Below are 18,670 nucleotides of genomic sequence, written 5' to 3'. Positions count from 1 at the left end.
ATGACGCAATACTGGCTGGGGTTAGATTGTGGCGGTAGCTGGCTGAAAGCCGGGCTGTATGACCGAGAAGGCCGGGAGGCGGGCGTGCAGCGCCTGCCGCTGTGCGCATTAAGTCCACAGCCAGGCTGGGCAGAGCGCGACATGGCAGAACTGTGGCAATGTTGCACTGCTGTCATTCGCGCCCTGCTTACCCATTCCGGCGTCAGCGGGGAACAAATTGTCGGTATCGGCATCTCCGCGCAGGGAAAGGGCTTATTTCTACTTGATAAAAACGACAAACCGCTCGGTAACGCCATTTTGTCCTCGGATCGCCGGGCGATGGAAATCGTTCGTCGCTGGCAGGAAGATGGCATCCCGGAAAAACTCTATCCGCTGACCCGACAAACCTTATGGACCGGGCATCCGGTGTCGCTGTTACGCTGGCTGAAAGAGCACGAACCAGAACGCTACGCGCAAATTGGCTGCGTGATGATGACGCACGACTACCTGCGCTGGTGTTTAACCGGCGTCAAAGGTTGTGAAGAGAGCAATATTTCTGAGTCCAATCTCTACAACATGAGTCGCGGGGAATATGACCCGTGCCTTACCGACTGGCTGGGGATTGCTGAAATCAATCACGCCCTGCCGCCTGTTGTCGGATCTGCCGAAATCTGCGGGGAAATCACCGCTCAGACAGCCGTACTGACCGGTCTGAAAGCGGGTACCCCCGTTGTCGGCGGCCTGTTTGATGTGGTTTCCACCGCACTCTGCGCCGGGCTCGAAGACGAATTCACCCTCAATGCGGTGATGGGGACCTGGGCGGTGACCAGCGGCATAACCCACGGTTTACGTGACGGTGAAGCGCATCCGTATGTCTATGGTCGCTACGTTAACGATGGTCAATTTATCGTTCACGAAGCCAGCCCCACCTCTTCCGGCAATCTCGAATGGTTTACCGCACAGTGGGGAGAAATCTCATTTGCTGAGATTAATCAGGCCGTAGCCAGTTTGCCGAAAGCCGGTGGCGATCTCTTTTTCCTGCCGTTCCTGTACGGCAGCAACGCCGGACTCGAAATGACCAGCGGTTTCTACGGGATGCAGGCCATTCACACCCGTGCACACCTCTTACAGGCTATCTATGAAGGGGTGGTGTTCAGCCATATGACCCATCTCAACCGGATGCGCGAACGTTTTACTGATGTGCACACCCTGCGCGTCACTGGCGGCCCGGCGCACTCCGATGTCTGGATGCAAATGCTGGCGGACGTCAGCGGTCTGCGTATCGAGCTGCCGCAGGTGGAAGAAACCGGCTGCTTTGGTGCGGCACTTGCCGCCCGCGTCGGTACCGGGGTTTATCGCGATTTCAGCGAAGCCCAACGTGACTTACAGCACCCGGTACGCACCCTGCTGCCGGATATGGCCGCGCATCAGCTTTACCAACAAAAATACCAACGCTATCAACATCTCATTGCCGCACTTCAGGGTTATCACGCCCACATCAAGGAGCACACATTATGAGTCGACCACTTCTGCAACTGGCCCTCGACCACTCATCACTTGAAGCCGCGCAGCGCGACGTGACGCGGTTAAAAGACAGCGTCGATATTGTCGAAGCAGGCACCATTCTCTGTTTAAACGAAGGGCTTGGCGCAGTGAAAGCCTTGCGCGAACAGTGCCCTGACAAAATCATCGTTGCCGACTGGAAGGTCGCCGACGCGGGTGAAACGCTCGCGCAACAGGCATTTGGCGCAGGCGCTAACTGGATGACCATCATCTGCGCCGCGCCGCTCGCCACGGTGGAAAAAGGCCACGCGATGGCGCAACGCTGCGGCGGTGAAATCCAGATCGAGCTGTTCGGCAACTGGACGCTGGACGATGCCCGTGACTGGCATCGTATTGGCGTGCGGCAGGCCATTTATCATCGTGGTCGTGACGCGCAGGCCAGCGGGCAACAGTGGGGCGAGGCCGATCTGGCACGCATGAAAGCGCTTTCCGATATCGGCCTTGAGCTTTCCATTACCGGCGGGATTACCCCTGCTGACCTGCCGCTGTTTAAAGAGATCCGCGTGAAAGCGTTTATTGCCGGACGGGCGCTGGCAGGCGCAGCAAATCCGGCGCAAGTGGCTGGCGATTTCCATGCGCAAATCGACTCCATCTGGGGAGGCAAGCGTGCGTAATCATCCGTTAGGCATTTATGAAAAAGCGCTGGCGAAAGATCTCTCCTGGCCGGAGCGGCTGGTGCTGGCAAAAAGCTGTGGTTTTGATTTTGTCGAAATGTCGGTGGATGAAACCGACGAACGGTTGTCACGTCTTGACTGGAGCGCCGCACAACGTACTTCGCTGGTTACCGCGATGATCGAAACGGGTGTTGCTATTCCGTCAATGTGCCTGTCCGCACATCGTCGTTTTCCTTTTGGTAGCCGGGACGACGCCGTGCGCCAGCGGGCGCGGGAGATTATGAGTAAAGCGATTCGCCTGGCGCGCGATCTCGGCATTCGTACTATTCAACTGGCAGGTTACGACGTCTATTACGAAGACCACGACGAAGGCACCCAGCAACGTTTTGCTGAAGGGCTGGCGTGGGCGGTCGAACAGGCGGCGGCATCACAAGTCATGCTGGCAGTGGAGATTATGGATACTGCGTTTATGAACTCCATCAGCAAATGGAAAAAATGGGACGAGATGCTCGCCTCGCCGTGGTTCACCGTCTACCCGGACGTCGGCAACCTCAGCGCCTGGGGCAATGATGTTCCCGCCGAACTGAAACTGGGCATCGACCGTATCGCCGCCATCCACCTGAAAGACACTCAACCCGTTACCGAACATAGCCCCGGACAGTTCCGCGATGTGCCGTTTGGCGAAGGCTGTGTCGATTTTGTTGGCATCTTCAAAACGCTGCATGAGCTGAACTATCGCGGATCATTTCTGATTGAAATGTGGACCGAAAAAGCCAAAGAGCCGGTGCTGGAGATTATTCAGGCGCGGCGCTGGATTGAAGCGCGTATGCAGGAGGCCGGATTTATATGTTAGAGCAACTGAAAGCTGACGTGCTGGCGGCAAACCTGGCGCTTCCCGTTCATCATCTGGTGACGTTCACCTGGGGCAATGTCAGCGCGATAGACGAAACGCGGCAATGGATGGTGATTAAGCCTTCCGGCGTTGAGTATGAGGTAATGACCGCCGACGATATGGTGGTGGTTGAGATAGCCAGCGGCAAGGTGGTGGAAGGCAGCAAAAAGCCCTCTTCCGACACGCCAACGCATCTGGCGCTTTACCGTCGCTTTGCGGAGATTGGCGGCATAGTGCATACCCACTCGCGCCACGCCACCATCTGGTCGCAGGCCGGACTTGATCTCCCCGCCTGGGGCACTACTCACGCCGATTATTTTTACGGAGCCATCCCCTGCACGCGCCTGATGACCGCAGAAGAGATCAACGGCGAGTATGAATACCAGACCGGCGAAGTGATCATTAAAACCTTCGAAGAGCGTGGGTTGAACCCGGCACAAATCCCGGCGGTACTGGTGCATTCTCACGGCCCGTTCGCCTGGGGAAAAAATGCCGCCGATGCGGTGCATAACGCCGTGGTACTGGAAGAGTGCGCCTATATGGGTCTGTTCTCGCGCCAGCTTGCGCCACAGCTCCCTGCGATGCAAAACGAACTGCTGGATAAGCACTACCTGCGTAAGCATGGGGCCAATGCCTATTACGGGCAGTAGCCATACCTGATAGTGCCCGGCAATACACGCCGGGCAGCCTTTCACATCAGAACAGCCCCAACGGTTTATCCGAGTAGCTCACCAGCAGGCACTTGGTTTGCTGGTAATGCTCAAGCATCATTTTGTGGGTTTCGCGGCCAATGCCTGATTGTTTGTAGCCGCCAAACGCCGCATGTGCCGGGTAAGCGTGATAACAGTTGGTCCACACGCGCCCAGCCTGAATGCCGCGCCCCATCTTATAGGCCAGATTACCGTTGCGGCTCCAGACGCCCGCGCCCAGGCCATATTGCGTATCGTTCGCCAGCTCCAGCGCTTCTTCTATCGTTTTGAAGGTGGTTACCGCCAGCACCGGGCCAAAAATCTCCTCCTGGAACACGCGCATATTGTTCTGACCAAACAAAATCGTCGGTTCGAGGTAGTAGCCGTCTTTCAGTTCGCCTTCCAGCAGCTTGCGCCGCCCGCCGGTGAGCACATCAGCGCCCTCTTTTTTACCGATATCAATGTAGTTGAGGATGGTTTCCAGTTGCCCGTGAGAAACCTGCGCGCCCATTTGCGTCACGCTGTCGAGCGGGTTACCGCTGCGAATGCTTTCGACACGGCGGATGGCGCGTTCCATAAAGCGTTCGTAGATAGACTCCTGCACTAAAGCACGGCTTGGACAGGTGCAAACTTCGCCCTGGTTAAAGGCAAACAGTGCAAAGCCTTCCAGCGCTTTATCGAAAAAGGCATCTTCTTCATCCATCACATCAGCAAAGAAGATATTTGGCGATTTGCCGCCCAGCTCCAGCGTCACCGGAATAATGTTTTGCGTGGCGTATTGCATAATTTGTTGACCCACTTCCGTTGAGCCGGTAAACGCCACTTTGGCGATGCGTTTCGAGGTCGCCAGATATTCGCCAATTTCCCCACCTGCGCCGTTGACCACGTTCACCACCCCTGGCGGCAGTAAATCACCGACGATTTCCATTAGCAGCAGTACAGAAAGCGGAGTAAGACGTGCGGGTTTCAGCACCACACAGTTGCCAGCCGCCAGCGCGGGAGCCATTTTCCAGCTCGCCATCAGCAGCGGGAAGTTCCACGGGATAATCTGCCCCACCACGCCTAACGGCTCATGGAAATGATAGGCCACGGTTTCGCTATCAATTTCACTGATCCCACCTTCCTGCGCCCGAATACACGAGGCAAAATAGCGAAAATGATCAATCGCCAGCGGCACGTCGGCAGCACTGGTTTCGCGAATGGGTTTACCGTTATCCCAGGTTTCTGCCGTCGCTAAAAGTTCAAGGTTTTGTTCCATTCGATCGGCAATCTTAAACAGAATCGCCGCGCGATCCTGCACCGAGGTGTGCGCCCATTTATCTTTCACTTTGTGCGCAGCATCCAGCGCCAGATCGATGTCTCGTTTGCCCGAAGACGCCACTTCGCACAGTAGCTGCCCGGTCACCGGCGTCAGGTTCTGGTAATACTCGCCGTCGGCAGGGGCTACCCATTCGCCGCCAATAAAGTTGTCGTAGCGGGCTTTTAATTTGAGGGGGAAACCATACTCGCCGGGCTTAATCTGTGCTGAAGGGGGATTATTGGTCATGATCGTCTCCTTGCGGTGTGAGGTATAACAAGGGTAGACGTGACTGGCGAAATCTTCGCCAGTCGGTAACAGCTTTACGACGGCTATCACGAATTTACGGGCAAAAGCTACAGCGGGTAGTGTGCGACGTACACTGCTTGCTGGTTATTAATTCTTTTCTCTTGCGCGAATCCTTCTTTAACAATTGTCCGTAAATCGGTCCGCGCCGTATTATCCGAGACGCTCAGACTCACACTAATTTCAGCAACTGTGTACTCTTTCCCCGGATTGGCGAGCATCACATTCAGGAGCGTTACCTGGCGCGGATTCAGGCGTTTAAGCACACCAGAGCTAAACAGCACACTATCGAGTTTTGCGCTTCGTTGTGTAATTTCATCGATATGCTGCTGCCAGTTTTGCAGAGCACGTTTAATGACACCCGCCTGATATTCAAGGAAATAAGTCAGATCCATACCATCTGATTCAGTGTACTGGTAGCTGGCGGCATATTTGACCGGTGCAGCATGAAGCAAACTGCTGATGGAAATATATTTAAAGACATCGTAGCCCGATTTCAGCATATACCAGTAAAACAGCGCCCGACTGGTGCGCCCGTTGCCATCCCGAAACGGATGTTCATGGGCCAGCATAAAATGCAGAATGCAGGCACGGACCAACGGATGAATATACCCTTCATGGCTGTTTAACCACTGGCAAACTTTTTCCAGCCGTTCCGGTAACAATGCCGCAGCGGGCGGTTGATGCACTATATTGCCATCATAGTCGGCGATCACAACATCATCTGTTTCACGAAATTCTCCCGGACGATATTTCGCGTCATTGATTCCACCCATACCAATGGCATGTAACTGGCGAATAAGCGCAGGTGTCAGCGGTTCTGCGAGTAAGTGCGGAATTTCCGCCATCAGCCGGGCATTTCCCGCAATCATATGCTCGTCTTCAGTGCGTGGCGACCGCCCTGTTTCCAGCATTTTTCTCGCCACCAGCGTTGTAGTATTCGCACCTTCCAGCTGGGAGCTGGTGATCGGCTCTTCCAGGCGTAACTGGCTTAACTCGGCTCCGGCCCCGCGTAACCGTTCAGTCTGATCTTTCAGCGCCAGCGCGGTAGCACGTTTGTCGACAAGCTCGCACGCTTCTGCAATCACCGGGGTAATGTTGAATCCGGCCTGTTCACCCGCTTCATTGCAATAATTAATTCGTTGGATCGCCGCGTTGCGCGCCAGACGGGTAAGCGTCCACGCCACATCGACGTTTTCTCCTTTTTTGATGCGGTACTGCAACTCATCAAAAGGCAGATAACGTCCTTTTTCATCGGTAACCCGGTTAAAGCGCAGGTGGGCCAGGAGTTCCTCACCCGATAAGTGTGATAAAGGAATAAGTCCGGGAGGTGATTTGATAGCCATGTGCTTATCTCAAAAAAGCGCAATATTGAGATAGTGTATAGCAGGAAAGAGAAACTATCTCAAAAAAAGCAAGTTTTGAGATAGTTGAAAAAGCGGCTGACAACTCGCCAGCCGTTGTGGGAATGATGATTACATCGCTGCGCGATAAATCGCCATAATTTCTTCGTGAGTTGCCTGAATCGGGTTAGTAAACCCACACGCATCTTTCAGGGCATTGGTTGCCAGCACTGGAATATCTTCTTCTTTCACGTTCAGGTCACGCAGGCCTGCCGGGATATTCACTTTCTTCGCCAGTTCACGGATGGCATTGATGCACGCTTCTGCGCCTTCCGCGTCATTTTTGCCTGTCACGTTAACGCCCATGGCAGCAGCACAGTCACGCAGACGCGCAGCAGCGACTTTGCTGTTGAACACCTGAACGTGTGGCAGCAGAACGGCATTACATACACCATGTGGCAGGTTGTAGAAACCGCCCAGCTGGTGCGCCATCGCATGAACATAACCCAGAGAAGCATTATTGAACGCCATACCGGCGAGGAACTGGGCATAAGCCATTGCTTCACGCGCTTTAGCATTGCTGCCATCTTCAACGGCTAACGGCAGGTTTTCGGCAATCATGGTCACGGCTTTCAGTGCACAAGCGTCAGTGATCGGCGTGGCGGCAATAGAAACATACGCTTCGATAGCGTGCGTTAAGGCATCCATACCCGTTGCAGCGGTCAGTGACTTCGGCATACCGATCATCAGAGAGGAGTCATTGACAGAAAGCAGCGGAGTTACATGTTTATCCACAATCGCCATTTTGATGTGACGCGCTTCGTCAGTGATGATGCAGAAACGGGTCATTTCAGAGGCCGTACCCGCCGTGGTGTTGATGGCGATCATCGGCAGCTGCGGTTTTGCAGAGCGGTCAACGCCTTCATAATCGCGGATGTCACCGCCGTTGGCTGCAACCAGCGCAATACCTTTTGCGCAGTCGTGTGGAGAACCACCGCCTAAGGAAATCACGCTATCGCAATTATTTTCTTTAAGTAATTTCAAACCTGCGGCGACGTTTTCCGTGGTGGGGTTAGGTTGGGTGCCATCATAAATAACGCTAAAAATATTGCGTTCTTCCAGTGCTTTTTGCACATCACCCGCCATACCCAATTTCGTTAATATGTTGTCGGTGACAATTAAGGTACGGGTAAATCCATAATCTGCCATCATATTCATTGCATCATTCAATGAATCAGCACCAATAACATTCACGGAAGGAATAAAAAAGGTTGAAGCTGCCATAACACACTCCTGAAAGTGTAAAAAAGGGCGGGCAGCTTACTGAGGATTTTCATTTGAAAATATGATCAACATTACCGTTTATTAAAATATTTTTAATAAAAAGCACGTTACATTCATCAAATAACGTGCCTTCTTAACATTAATAAGAAATTTTGTATTAATTCATATTTATTATGAATTAATCATTTCCTTATTTTTCCGGAAATAATAATGCGTCGCGCAATAAATGATCATTTCCCCGACGACGCGTAAAGCCAATACGGTCAAAATATTCCAGAATCTGAATTGCCAGCTTGCGGCCTACGCCTAAGCGATCGCGGAAATCCGCCGCGCAGGTTGAACCGCATTCCTGATCGAGATCGCGGATCATATTGGCAAATTCGACAATCCGATCGTTACGGTAATAACGATCTTTGACGATCGCAGTAATTATCCCCTGTTGGGCCGCCTGGCGTAGCGTCAGGCGCATTGCCTGCTCGTCGGTTCCCGTCTCTTTTGCCAGGTCACGCACCCACCATGGCTCGTCACCAAACAGCGGCTCTGCTTTTTGCCAGATGGCCTGCTGCTCTGCACTGAAGCCCGCTTTATGATCCGGCAGATGCAGCCAGCCGTGATGACTGTGGATGTCGCCGCTTTCGCGCATCTTTTCAATCAGCAACAGTACCAGCGCTTCATCTTCCATTGGCAACGCCATACGTCGCAGACGTTCGCGCCCAGGACCAGGTTCATCGCGATGTTGCTCATGATAAGTCGCTAATGTATCGAGAATTTTCCGCTGCCAGCGGGCGGCAACTGGCGCATTCAACAAGCTGTAACCAGCCTGAATATAGCCAGGCTGTTGCAGCAGTTCGCGCATCCCTTCGCCGTTGAGCTGCCGTGCCCAGGCGAAATCCGCAAGGTTAACCGCGCCGCGTTCCAGATGAACAGATAACGCATCGGCATCGCTCTGCGCCCGTGCAAGAGACGCCAGCCATTGCAGATATTCCGGCTTACGCTTACCGCGACGCGGCGGGTTAAGCATCACCACACGCGCCCCCGCCAGCGTGTTGCGGGCCGAGATATCGCGCAGCACTATGCGATCGTTATCCGCCAGCCACAGCGGCGTGTCGAACACCAGCTCGGCAAGGTTATCTTCCAGTAGCGAAACACGTCCCGTAACGTGGCTGGCGGCGTGGTGAATATGCAGCGGCTGCCACTGGGTCAGCGGTGTATGGGTTTGAAGCTCGACAATCACCCGTGTGAACGGCTCCGGCGGCACATCGGCAAGCAGCCAGTCGCCACGGTTAATCTGCTCTTTTTCCGCATCACCCGCGATGTTAAGCGCGATACGCTGCCCGGCATGGGCAGTTTCTGTTGGCTGATTTTGCGCATGCAGCGCACGCACGCGCATCGGTTTATTTACACCAGTCAGCCAGAGTGAATCGCCTACTTTCACTTCCCCGCTTAACGCCGTACCGGTGACGACCAGCCCGGCACCTTTTACGGTAAATGCGCGGTCGATCGCGAGGCGGAAACTATGTTGGCTGGCGTGTTCACGTTCTGGTAACTGAAGCAGATGCTCGCGCAGAGCATCAATTCCCCGACCTTCGGTTGCTGCGGTGATAAACAGTTTTGCCTCAGCAAAACCGTATTCCCGCAGCACCTCCTTTACCTGGCGTTCAACCTCATCAACACGCGCTTCGTCCACGCGATCGGCTTTGGTCAGCGCCACTGTCAGCATCGGGTTACCGGTCAGCTGCAAAATCGCCAGATGCTCACGGGTCTGTGCCATCACACCGTCATCGCACGCCACCACCAACAGCGCGTGATCGATACCACCAACGCCCGCCAGCATGTTGGAAAGAAACTTTTCATGACCGGGTACGTCGATAAAACCAGGCACGCGACCATCCGGCTGCGGCCAGTAGGCATAGCCGAGATCGATGGTCATGCCGCGCTTTTTTTCTTCCGGCAGACGGTCGGCATTTACGCCCGTAATCGCCTGCAACAAGGTTGTTTTGCCGTGGTCAACGTGTCCGGCAGTCGCAATAATCATTTCAACAACATCTCCAAAAACCGTTGCTCATCTTCAAGGCAGCGTAAATCCAGCCACAATCGTCCGTCATAAATACGACCAATCACCGGCACTGGCAATTCACGCCAGCGGGCGGCTAATGACTCAAGGTGGCTACCGCGTCCATCATGGGGGGTAAACGTTAATGCCGCGCTCGGCAGGCGATCAACCGGCAGCGAACCACTGCCGATCTGCGAAAGACATGGCATAACCTGTACCGCAAACTCCGCGCCGTAATGTGCGGCAAGGGGAGCCTGTAAACGTTGTGCCTGGATTTGAATGACCTCTGCGCTGCGGGTAAGCAGGCGCAGGGTCGGTAATTTTTCACTCAGAGCTTCAGGGTGTAAATAAAGACGCAACGTGGCTTCCAGCGCCGCGAGGGTCATTTTATCCGCGCGTAATGCACGCTTCAGCGGGTGGCTTTGCAGGCGGGCGATCATCTCTTTTTTACCAACAATAATTCCTGCCTGCGGCCCGCCTAACAGCTTGTCGCCGGAGAAGCTCACCAGACTGACGCCCGCCGCAATCAACTCCTGCGGCATTGGCTCTTTCGGCAAACCGTACTGGCTAAGATCGACCAGCGAGCCACTGCCTAAATCAGTCACCACTGGAACATCCAGTTCTTTGCCGAGCGCCACCAGTTCCGCTTCATCTATCGCTTTGGTGAACCCCTGAATGCTGTAGTTACTGGTATGTACTTTCATCAACAGTGCGGTATTTTCATTCACCGCCTGACGATAATCATTCGCGTGCGTGCGGTTGGTGGTCCCTACTTCGTGTAGGGTGCATCCTGCCTGACGCATAACATCGGGAATACGAAACGCGCCGCCAATCTCCACCAGTTCGCCGCGAGAAACCACCACCTCTTTCCCGCTGGCAGTGGCCGCCAACATCAATAACACCGCCGCCGCATTGTTATTAACGATACAGGCATCTTCCGCCCCCGTAATACGGCACAGCAGCTGCGCCAGCGCCCGATCGCGATGTCCGCGTCCGGCGTCGTCCAGATCGTACTCGAGGGTCACTGGCGAACGCATAGCCTTCGTAACGGCTTCCACCGCGGCTTCCGCCTGTAAAGCTCGCCCAAGGTTGGTATGCAGCACGGTTCCCGTCAGGTTGATTACCGGACGCAGCGCGCTTTGCGCCTCTTTCGTCAACCGGGCATCGACTTCTTGCGCCCAGTTTTCACACCACGCGGGCAGCGTCTGGCTGTCTCGAATCACTTCTCGCGCTTCGTCAAGCATCTGACGCAGCAATTCCACCACGCGGGTGTGACCATAAGTATCACGCAAAGAAAGGAAGGAGCTATCGCGCAATAAGCGATCAATAGCCGGAAGTTGACTATAGAGGGAACGCGTTTCGGTTGTCATAGGAAACCTGGCTGATCAAGGCCCTCTCACACGGAGAAGGGCGTTTAACATAACCACGGATTGTAACGTGAGATGGGTCAGGAGGACATATCGCGCATCAAGCCTTTGGCGGTTCGGTGCGAGCAAAACTTTCGCGGCTAAACAGGTTTTCGACCAGTTTGACTAAGTGTGGGCGGTCGACACACCAGCCTGGCGCAACGCGGCGGAAATTGAGATATCCGACGGCACAGGCAATGGCGATAGTCGCCAGATTGACCGTATCGGTTTTGAGCGTGCCATCGACCAGATATCCTTCCAGCACATCCAGACTGCGGTTGATTTTCTCACGCTGACGTAACAATTCATCTTCAGACTGCTGCGCCGCCGGACGCGCCTGTTCACGCACCGATACCAGCCCGGCATCCATAATGCCATCCGCCAGTGCCTCAATTTTGCGCACCCGCAACGACTCCAGCGGATCGCGCGGCAACATCGCCGGAGCAACATTCATTAATTCAATATATTCAGCGATGATCGGCGAATCAAACCAGCATTCGCCCTCTTCGGTCACCAGCACCGGCACTTTTCCTAACGGGTTAAATTGCGCCACGCCGTTATCCGCGTTATAGGGCAGTTCATTAATAAATTCGAACGTTATGCCCTTTTCTAACAACAGAATAGAAAGTTTGCGTACAAACGGGCTGGTGTAGCTACCGACGAGTTTCATGCCGAGTCCTTTGTGCGAGGAAAAATATCAGTATGGCTCAGGCTCGCGCAAAACACAGGTGATACAAGTCTCAATGATCCAAATAAAGATAATGCATCCAACTGGTCATTCTTAGCAGCACTTTCCGCATCACCGAAACATGGCTGAAATGGTCGGAGTAAACTGCCACCTGGGCGTATATGCCGTCGGGTAAGGCATCGATATCAGCGTTAGGGTCCAGTTCAATGGTTCCCAGCACACCGTCCGTGCCGGGCACGACCGTTAATGATTGCAATACCCCCTGCGCCTGATAAGAACCGCCTGGCACGACAGGTAAAATACTGGTCAGTTTGCCGTGAAACACCTGCCCAGGTAGCGCGTTAAACACCACTTCCGCATCATCGCCGGGTTTCAGACGTAACAGCGAGTTTTGCCGAAATTGGGCGACAATTTGCCGTTTTTGCTCGGGGATGAAGACCATCACCGGACGCAGCGGCAAGGCAGCTGCGTATGTACCTGGGCGGATCAGTACCTGAGTGACGTAGCCATTGCTCGGTGCGCGAATGACAGTCTGCTCAAGGTTATATTTTGCTTCAGTAAGTTGCGCTCTTAAGCTCACAATCTGCGATTGCTCGCCGTTAACCATACTGTCGAGCTGGCTCTGGATCTGCGCCTGCTCCGCCACCGAGCCTTTCACCAGCGCATCCTGCGCGAGGAAATTTTGCCGCGCATCGTCGATGTCACGTTCCGAGAACGGATTCACCGCCGCCTGGCTGCCTTTCAGGTAACGTTGATAATTTTTAAACAGACGGTCGCGCTCCGCTGAAACCTGGGTGGTGTTGGCCTGCGCTTCAGTGAGCTGCGCGCGCAGCGTCTTTATATTATGCGTCGCCGTCATCAGGTCTGCCTGAAGCCTGTCAACTCGCGCCTGGTAACGAACCGGGTCGAGCTTAAAAAGCACCTCGCCCTTCTGAATAAGCTGATTATTTTTGTCGGTGACTTCAGTAACAATTCCCGTCACCTGTGGCGTGATGGGGATCGCTATCACTGCCTTTTGCGCGGTAAAAGTGTAAGGGTGGTTGTAGTTCATCAACAAAATCAAACCACTCACCAGAAACACGCCTCCCAGCGCCGCCGTCGCCAGCGTCCACTGATTCACCGGAATGCGGAAGATTTTAAAGACCGCCCACGCCAGCGCCACGTAAGTTAAAACAATCAATAGATCCATAATTAGATCTCCGGAAACGTGGAATAGTCAGTCTTTTTCTCGGCGGCGAGTTGGTGCTCCAGCCGGGAAATCCGGTCAGAAAGTGCGGCGATTTCCGCGTCAGTCGTTTTCTCTTGCGGCGTAACATGCGACTGCATGCCCCAGCCGCGCTCCGGTTGATAGAGCGTCGCCCAGATCCACAGGAACGGCCAGATAACATGCAGAGTAAACAGGCTCACCCAGCCCGCCGTATGAATAGCGTCGGCATGGGGATGGTTGCGCTTTTTGGCAATCAGATAAGGGATGTCATGTATCGCGATGATTCCATAAAAAATCACCAGAAAGACGAAGATCAGCACTCCCAACGCGAAATAGTTTAGAAACATATCTGCCTCGGATTCACGTTTATCAGTGTTGTTTTTTGGCTGGCAGCCAGAAGGGAGTCAGGCTGATATTTTGACAATAATCCGGGTTCGCGATTCTCGCCATAACACCAAAGAATAATTTTAAGAGGTGATGAGTTGCTTAGTTACATAACGATTTCATGACGAAGGCATAACATGCTGTAGATCACATCAGGTGAACGCCGTAAGAAAATATCTTGTGATTCAGATCACAAAGATTCAACAAACCATCAAAATAAAAATGTGACATAACTCACATTTAAATGCCATTTTTAGCGAAAATCGCCGCCTTGTTGCTTTTTTACACAAGCATTTTGTGATGAGCATCACGTCAATTACCTCTCTACCCCCTACATTTATGTGACTGATATCACACAAAAGGCCGCCGACTGGACAGTTAACCGATTCAGTGCCAGATTTCGCAGTATCTACAAGGTCCGGCTACCTCTGCCGCCACATTAACAAAAAACCTCGGGCTTCCAGCCTGCGCGACAGCAAACATAAGAAGGGGTGTTTTTATGTCATCCGATATTAAGATCAAAGTGCAAAGCTTTGGTCGTTTCCTCAGCAACATGGTGATGCCAAATATCGGCGCGTTTATCGCGTGGGGTATCATCACCGCGTTATTTATTCCAACAGGGTGGTTACCGAACGAAACGCTGGCGAAGCTGGTCGGGCCGATGATCACTTATCTCCTGCCGCTGCTGATCGGTTATACCGGTGGTAAGCTGGTAGGCGGCGAACGTGGCGGCGTAGTCGGTGCCATCACCACCATGGGCGTTATCGTCGGCGCAGACATGCCGATGTTCCTCGGTTCTATGATTGCAGGTCCGCTGGGCGGCTGGTGCATTAAGCACTTCGACCGCTGGGTAGACGGTAAGATCAAATCCGGTTTTGAAATGCTGGTGAATAACTTCTCCGCAGGCATCATCGGGATGATCCTCGCTATTCTGGCATTTCTCGGCATTGGCCCGGTTGTTGAAGCCCTGTCTAAAATGCTGGCGGCGGGCGTTAACTTCATGGTTGTCCATGACATGCTGCCGCTGGCGTCTATCTTTGTTGAACCGGCGAAGATCCTGTTCCTCAACAACGCTATTAACCACGGTATCTTCTCGCCGCTGGGTATTCAGCAGTCCCATGAACTGGGTAAATCCATCTTCTTCCTGATTGAAGCTAACCCAGGTCCAGGTATGGGCGTGCTGCTGGCGTACATGTTCTTTGGTCGTGGTAGCGCTAAACAGTCTGCGGGCGGTGCGGCAATCATCCACTTCCTGGGGGGTATCCACGAAATCTACTTCCCGTATGTGCTGATGAATCCGCGTCTGATTCTGGCCGTTATCCTCGGCGGTATGACTGGCGTGTTCACGCTGACTATCCTGGGCGGTGGTCTGGTTTCTCCGGCATCTCCGGGTTCTATCCTTGCTGTACTGGCGATGACGCCAAAAGGTGCTTACTTCGCTAACATCGCGGGTGTGTGTGCGGCGATGGCAGTCTCCTTCGTTGTCTCTGCCATTCTGCTGAAAACCAGCAAAGTGAAAGAAGAAGATGATATTGAAGCTGCTGCACGTCGCGTTCAGGAAATGAAAGCTGAGTCTAAAGGCGCATCTCCGCTGTCTGCGGGCGATGTGACTAACGACCTGAGCCACGTACGTAAAATCATCGTTGCCTGTGATGCCGGTATGGGTTCCAGTGCGATGGGTGCAGGCGTGCTGCGTAAGAAAATTCAGGATGCAGGTCTGTCGCAGATTTCGGTCACTAACAGCGCGATCAACAACCTGCCGCCAGATGTGGACCTGGTCATCACTCACCGTGACCTGACCGAACGCGCTATGCGCCAGGTTCCGCAGGCACAGCATATTTCGCTGACCAACTTCCTCGACAGCGGCCTGTACACCAGCCTGACCGAACGTCTGGTTGCTGCCCAGCGCCATACTGAAAACGAAGTGAAAGTGAAAGACAGTCTGAAAGACAGCTTTGACGATTCCAGTGCTAATCTGTTCAAACTGGGCGCGGAGAACATCTTCCTCGGTCGCAAAGCGGCCACCAAAGAAGAAGCGATTCGTTTTGCTGGCGAGCAGCTGGTGAAAGGCGGTTACGTTGAGCCGGAATACGTTCAGGCGATGTTGGATCGTGAAAAACTGACCCCGACTTATCTGGGTGAGTCTATTGCGGTGCCACACGGTACGGTTGAAGCGAAAGATCGCGTACTGAAAACGGGCGTCGTGTTCTGCCAGTACCCGGAAGGCGTGCGCTTCGGTGAAGAAGAAGATGACATTGCCCGTCTGGTGATTGGTATTGCTGCCCGTAACAACGAGCACATTCAGGTTATCACCAGCCTGACCAATGCACTGGATGATGAGTCCGTCATCGAGCGTCTGGCACACACCACCAGCGTGGATGAAGTGCTGGAACTGCTGGCAGGTCGTAAGTAATCCATTCCCACCCTCTCCGCATGAAGAAGGTGGGGCTAATTGCCTGATGCGCTTCGCTTATCAGGCCTACAACATAAAGCACAATTTGTTTTGTCGGTCGGATAAGGTGTTTACGCCGCATCCGGCAGTCGGTGCACAATGCCTGATGCGACGCTGACGCGTCTTATCAGGCCTACAGGTCGGTGCCAAACACGTAGGCCGGATAAGGCGTTTACGCCGCATCCGGCAGTCGGTACACAATGCCTGATGCGACGCTGACGCGTCTTATCAGGCCTACAGGTCGGTGCCAAACACGTAGGCCGGATAAGGCGTTTACGCCGCATCCGGCAAAAAGCCCCTCTCCTCACGGAGAGGGTTTGGGTGAGGGAAAAGCCTCACCCCAGCCCTCTCGGGTAAAAACATTGATGAAGGTTAATACTATGAAAGCATTACATTTTGGCGCAGGTAATATCGGTCGTGGCTTTATCGGTAAACTGCTGGCGGACGCGGGTATCCAACTGACGTTTGCCGATGTAAATCAGGTGGTACTTGATGCCCTGAATGCCCGTCATAGCTATCAGGTTCATGTGGTTGGTGAAACCGAGCAGGTAGATACCGTTTCCGGCGTCAATGCCGTCAGCAGCATTGGCGATGATGTCGTTGATCTGATTGCTCAGGTCGATTTAGTCACTACCGCCGTTGGCCCTGTCGTGCTGGAACGTATTGCTCCGGCCATCGCCAAAGGGCTGGTGAAACGTAAAGAACAAGGTAATGAATCTCCGCTGAACATCATCGCCTGTGAAAACATGGTCCGCGGCACCACGCAGCTGAAAGGCCATGTGATGAACGCCCTGCCGGAAGATGCCAAAGCGTGGGTAGAAGAACACGTTGGCTTTGTTGATTCCGCCGTTGACCGCATCGTACCGCCTTCGGCTTCGGCAACTAACGATCCGCTGGAAGTGACGGTAGAAACATTCAGCGAATGGATTGTTGATAAAACCCAGTTCAAAGGCGCGCTGCCGAACATCCCAGGCATGGAATTAACCGACAATCTGATGGCATTTGTCGAACGTAAACTCTTCACCCTGAATACAGGTCATGCTATAACCGCGTACCTCGGAAAACTGGCCGGTCATCAGACCATTCGTGACGCAATTCTCGACGAGAAAATCCGCGCGGTGGTAAAAGGGGCAATGGAAGAAAGCGGCGCGGTACTGATCAAGCGCTACGGCTTTGATGCTGACAAACATGCGGCATACATCCAGAAAATCCTCGGTCGTTTCGAGAACCCGTACCTGAAAGATGATGTAGAACGCGTAGGCCGTCAGCCGCTGCGTAAACTGAGTGCTGGCGACCGTCTGATCAAGCCACTGCTCGGAACCCTGGAATATGGTCTGCCACATAAAAACCTGATTGAAGGTATTGCCGCTGCAATGCACTTCCGCAGTGAAGATGACCCGCAGGCTCAGGAACTGGCAGCGCTGATTGCCGACAAAGGCCCACAAGCCGCGCTGGCACAGATTTCCGGTCTTGATGCCAACAGCGAGGTTGTATCCGAGGCGGTAACCGCTTATAAAGCAATGCAATAATGGTGGACCAGGCGCAGGATACCCTGCGCCCGAATAACAGATTGTCAGATATGCAGGCAACAATGGAACAAACCCAGGCCTTTGAAAACCGTGTGCTTGAGCGTCTGAATGCTGGCAAAACCGTGCGAAGCTTTCTGATCACCGCCGTCGAGCTTTTGACCGAGGCGGTAAATCTTCTGGTGCTTCAGGTATTCCGCAAAGACGATTACGCGGTGAAGTATGCTGTAGAACCGTTACTCGACGGCGATGGTCCGCTGGGCGATCTTTCTGTGCGTTTAAAACTCATTTACGGGTTGGGCGTCATTAACCGCCAGGAATACGAAGATGCGGAACTGCTGATGGCATTGCGTGAAGAGCTAAATCACGACGGCAACGAGTACGCTTTTACCGACGACGAAATACTTGGACCCTTTGGTGAACTGCATTGCGTGGCGGCGTTACCACCGCCGCCACAGTTTGAACCTGCAGACTCCAGTTTGTATGCAATGCAAATTCAGCGTTACCAACAGGCTGTGCGATCAACAATGGTCCTTTCACTGACAGAGCTGATTTCCAAAATCAGCTTAAAAAAAGCCTTTCAAAAGTAAGTACTTTCGCTTACTTCTCCTCTACCTGTTTCGGACGATAAAGCTGACGATAATACTCCAGACGTTGTAGATATAACGGCACGCTTTCATCAGGTATTCCGGACGGAATCGCGTTACGGGGAGGTAGTTTTTTCAGATACTCCCGGAACGCCTGGCTGGATGCCATGAAATCTACGGCTTTATCGATAAGAAGCGGAACGTTTTCACCTAATTTGCCCATGATGATATCTCCGTATTACCCCGCGCCGGGAATGCGCGGCCGCCAATTTTAGTTTAGATCCCGGTATAAATGACATTAAGGAAAACGTGCTCAATCCTCAATAATCACCTGCTTCTGTTGACTATCTTTTTTCTTTAAATTTCTTAACTAATCAATGTATTGGGTGATTTTTTAACG

16 protein-coding genes are annotated in these 18,670 nt (G+C 53.3%); 7 read left to right on the top strand and 9 right to left on the bottom strand.

Annotation, left to right across the window (positions count from 1 at the left end; genetic code table 11):
- From lyxK to araD, 4 genes are read left to right on the top strand one after another with little or no spacing between them, the layout of a single operon-like run.
- On the top strand, window positions 1-1,497 hold the full coding sequence (gene lyxK / locus HBM92_RS00705; RefSeq protein WP_000196103.1) for an L-xylulokinase: 1,497 nt from the start codon (window positions 1-3) through the stop codon (window positions 1,495-1,497).
- Window positions 1,494-2,156 carry a 3-keto-L-gulonate-6-phosphate decarboxylase UlaD gene (gene ulaD, locus HBM92_RS00700; RefSeq protein ID WP_000089506.1) on the top strand — a complete coding sequence of 221 codons (663 nt, stop codon included), beginning with the start codon at window positions 1,494-1,496 and terminating at the stop codon, window positions 2,154-2,156. Before lyxK ends, ulaD begins: the two co-directional genes overlap by 4 nt.
- Window positions 2,149-3,009: an L-ribulose-5-phosphate 3-epimerase gene (locus HBM92_RS00695; protein ID WP_001304968.1), complete on the top strand. Its 861-nt coding sequence runs from the start codon at window positions 2,149-2,151 to the stop codon at window positions 3,007-3,009. Before ulaD ends, HBM92_RS00695 begins: the two co-directional genes overlap by 8 nt.
- Entirely contained in the window at window positions 3,003-3,698 is a 696-nt protein-coding gene (araD, locus tag HBM92_RS00690) for an L-ribulose-5-phosphate 4-epimerase (RefSeq protein WP_000893156.1), read from the top strand. Before HBM92_RS00695 ends, araD begins: the two co-directional genes overlap by 7 nt.
- Before the next feature lie 46 nt (window positions 3,699-3,744).
- On the opposite strand, the gene aldB is transcribed toward araD, so the two are convergent.
- From aldB to HBM92_RS00650, 8 genes are all read right to left on the bottom strand, one after another.
- Window positions 3,745-5,283, bottom strand: a complete 1,539-nt coding sequence (gene aldB, locus HBM92_RS00685) for an aldehyde dehydrogenase AldB (protein ID WP_000183973.1) — start codon at window positions 5,281-5,283, stop codon at window positions 3,745-3,747.
- 107 nt (window positions 5,284-5,390) lie between these two features.
- On the bottom strand, window positions 5,391-6,686 hold the full coding sequence (locus HBM92_RS00680; RefSeq protein ID WP_000985740.1) for a Fic family protein: 1,296 nt from the start codon (window positions 6,684-6,686) through the stop codon (window positions 5,391-5,393).
- Between the two features lie 129 nt (window positions 6,687-6,815).
- Window positions 6,816-7,967, bottom strand: a complete 1,152-nt coding sequence (gene yiaY, locus HBM92_RS00675; protein WP_000741494.1) for an L-threonine dehydrogenase — start codon at window positions 7,965-7,967, stop codon at window positions 6,816-6,818.
- 190 nt (window positions 7,968-8,157) lie between these two features.
- Window positions 8,158-10,002 carry a selenocysteine-specific translation elongation factor gene (gene selB / locus HBM92_RS00670; protein ID WP_000582430.1) on the bottom strand — a complete coding sequence of 615 codons (1,845 nt, stop codon included), beginning with the start codon at window positions 10,000-10,002 and terminating at the stop codon, window positions 8,158-8,160.
- Entirely contained in the window at window positions 9,999-11,390 is a 1,392-nt protein-coding gene (gene selA, locus HBM92_RS00665) for an L-seryl-tRNA(Sec) selenium transferase (RefSeq protein ID WP_000206261.1), read from the bottom strand. The genes selB and selA overlap by 4 nt, the downstream gene beginning before the upstream one ends.
- 97 nt (window positions 11,391-11,487) lie before the next feature.
- Window positions 11,488-12,096 (bottom strand): glutathione S-transferase, encoded by a 609-nt coding sequence (locus HBM92_RS00660; RefSeq protein ID WP_000779792.1) that lies wholly within the window; start codon window positions 12,094-12,096, stop codon window positions 11,488-11,490.
- Window positions 12,097-12,166: 70 nt separating this feature from the next.
- On the bottom strand, window positions 12,167-13,303 hold the full coding sequence (locus HBM92_RS00655) for an HlyD family secretion protein (RefSeq protein WP_000364934.1): 1,137 nt from the start codon (window positions 13,301-13,303) through the stop codon (window positions 12,167-12,169).
- A gap of 2 nt (window positions 13,304-13,305) precedes the next feature.
- Complete coding sequence (locus HBM92_RS00650) at window positions 13,306-13,668, bottom strand: DUF3302 domain-containing protein (protein ID WP_000479632.1); 363 nt, start codon at window positions 13,666-13,668, stop codon at window positions 13,306-13,308.
- A 536-nt stretch (window positions 13,669-14,204) separates the two neighbouring features.
- On the opposite strand from HBM92_RS00650, the gene mtlA reads away from it, so the two are divergent.
- The 3 genes from mtlA (at window position 14,205) to mtlR (ending at window position 18,273) form a co-directional block, all read left to right on the top strand.
- Window positions 14,205-16,118 carry a PTS mannitol transporter subunit IICBA gene (mtlA, locus tag HBM92_RS00645; protein ID WP_000093271.1) on the top strand — a complete coding sequence of 638 codons (1,914 nt, stop codon included), beginning with the start codon at window positions 14,205-14,207 and terminating at the stop codon, window positions 16,116-16,118.
- Between the two features lie 419 nt (window positions 16,119-16,537).
- The gene (mtlD, locus tag HBM92_RS00640; RefSeq protein ID WP_000645420.1) at window positions 16,538-17,686 is read left to right on the top strand and encodes a mannitol-1-phosphate 5-dehydrogenase; all 1,149 of its coding nucleotides are present in this window, start codon (window positions 16,538-16,540) and stop codon (window positions 17,684-17,686) included.
- On the top strand, window positions 17,686-18,273 hold the full coding sequence (mtlR, locus tag HBM92_RS00635) for a mannitol operon repressor MtlR (RefSeq protein WP_000228269.1): 588 nt from the start codon (window positions 17,686-17,688) through the stop codon (window positions 18,271-18,273). The genes mtlD and mtlR overlap by 1 nt, the downstream gene beginning before the upstream one ends.
- Before the next feature lie 10 nt (window positions 18,274-18,283).
- On the opposite strand, the gene yibT is transcribed toward mtlR, so the two are convergent.
- A complete protein-coding gene (gene yibT / locus HBM92_RS00630) occupies window positions 18,284-18,493 on the bottom strand; it encodes a protein YibT (RefSeq protein ID WP_000517097.1) in 210 nt (69 codons plus the stop codon).
- Window positions 18,494-18,670: the final 177 nt, after the last annotated feature.

The organism is Escherichia sp. E.sYA108 (assembly GCF_011754335.1).
Classification (GTDB): Bacteria; Pseudomonadota; Gammaproteobacteria; order Enterobacterales; family Enterobacteriaceae; genus Escherichia; species Escherichia coli.
The sequence above is the reverse complement of the archived record's forward strand: the minus strand, read 5'-3'. Positions and strand labels throughout refer to the sequence as shown.

Coding starts and splice junctions, on each gene's coding strand:
- lyxK (WP_000196103.1), top strand. CDS start 1: ATGACGCAATACTGGCTGGGGTTAGATTGTGGCGGTAGCTGGCTGAAA.
- ulaD (WP_000089506.1), top strand. CDS start 1,494: ATGAGTCGACCACTTCTGCAACTGGCCCTCGACCACTCATCACTTGAA.
- araD (WP_000893156.1), top strand. CDS start 3,003: ATGTTAGAGCAACTGAAAGCTGACGTGCTGGCGGCAAACCTGGCGCTT.
- aldB (WP_000183973.1), bottom strand. CDS start 5,283: ATGACCAATAATCCCCCTTCAGCACAGATTAAGCCCGGCGAGTATGGT.
- HBM92_RS00680 (WP_000985740.1), bottom strand. CDS start 6,686: ATGGCTATCAAATCACCTCCCGGACTTATTCCTTTATCACACTTATCG.
- yiaY (WP_000741494.1), bottom strand. CDS start 7,967: ATGGCAGCTTCAACCTTTTTTATTCCTTCCGTGAATGTTATTGGTGCT.
- selB (WP_000582430.1), bottom strand. CDS start 10,002: ATGATTATTGCGACTGCCGGACACGTTGACCACGGCAAAACAACCTTG.
- selA (WP_000206261.1), bottom strand. CDS start 11,390: ATGACAACCGAAACGCGTTCCCTCTATAGTCAACTTCCGGCTATTGAT.
- HBM92_RS00660 (WP_000779792.1), bottom strand. CDS start 12,096: ATGAAACTCGTCGGTAGCTACACCAGCCCGTTTGTACGCAAACTTTCT.
- HBM92_RS00655 (WP_000364934.1), bottom strand. CDS start 13,303: ATGGATCTATTGATTGTTTTAACTTACGTGGCGCTGGCGTGGGCGGTC.
- HBM92_RS00650 (WP_000479632.1), bottom strand. CDS start 13,668: ATGTTTCTAAACTATTTCGCGTTGGGAGTGCTGATCTTCGTCTTTCTG.
- mtlA (WP_000093271.1), top strand. CDS start 14,205: ATGTCATCCGATATTAAGATCAAAGTGCAAAGCTTTGGTCGTTTCCTC.
- mtlD (WP_000645420.1), top strand. CDS start 16,538: ATGAAAGCATTACATTTTGGCGCAGGTAATATCGGTCGTGGCTTTATC.
- mtlR (WP_000228269.1), top strand. CDS start 17,686: ATGGTGGACCAGGCGCAGGATACCCTGCGCCCGAATAACAGATTGTCA.
- yibT (WP_000517097.1), bottom strand. CDS start 18,493: ATGGGCAAATTAGGTGAAAACGTTCCGCTTCTTATCGATAAAGCCGTA.